Source organism: Vibrio sp. OPT46 (genome assembly GCF_015163535.1).
Lineage (GTDB): Bacteria > Pseudomonadota > Gammaproteobacteria > Enterobacterales > Vibrionaceae > Vibrio > Vibrio alginolyticus.
Genome location: NZ_JADDYG010000169.1, coordinates 1 through 475, shown reverse-complemented (window position 1 = coordinate 475; position 475 = coordinate 1). Strand labels below are relative to the sequence as shown.

2 pseudogenes are annotated in these 475 nt (G+C 36.2%); both read right to left on the bottom strand.

Features of this window, described 5'->3' with window-relative positions:
- A pseudogene (locus IQR33_RS08305) lies at window positions 1-119 on the bottom strand (DUF1049 domain-containing protein); the annotation flags it as partial.
- 281 nt (window positions 120-400) lie between these two features.
- Window positions 401-475, bottom strand: a pseudogene (gene ihfB, locus IQR33_RS08300) (integration host factor subunit beta); the annotation flags it as partial.

Genomic DNA, 475 nt, shown 5'->3' with positions numbered 1-475 from the left:
AAGTGGAACTCTCCTTTTGCTAGAAGATAGTTAAAAGTCACGAGCTCTTGGTTTTGGGAACCTAACGCCAATGCAATTAAAAAGAGAGCTAAAACAGCAACGATTTTTATAATTTTCATGTTACATCACCCTTCTAGGAGTAAGTCGGTAAGATTATGCAGGAAAATGCTTCTTCAGACTACGTATATTAGCAATAATCTATACCCAAGTAACCTCAAGATGCTTAGTTTGTAGACATGCTTAGAAGTTAAAGTTATTTGGGTATAGAAAGCAGCAAGGAAAACGGCTGAATCCACAATTAGATTAGTAAACGATCTTGGATGTATGACTAACTTGGATACATTACAAAAAAGCGGCATACACAAACGTATGCCGCTTTTTTCAAACTAATAAGAGTGCATTAACCAATATTTACACGCTCACGAAGTTCTTTACCAGGTTTGAAATGTGGAACGTATTTACCTTCCAATTCCAC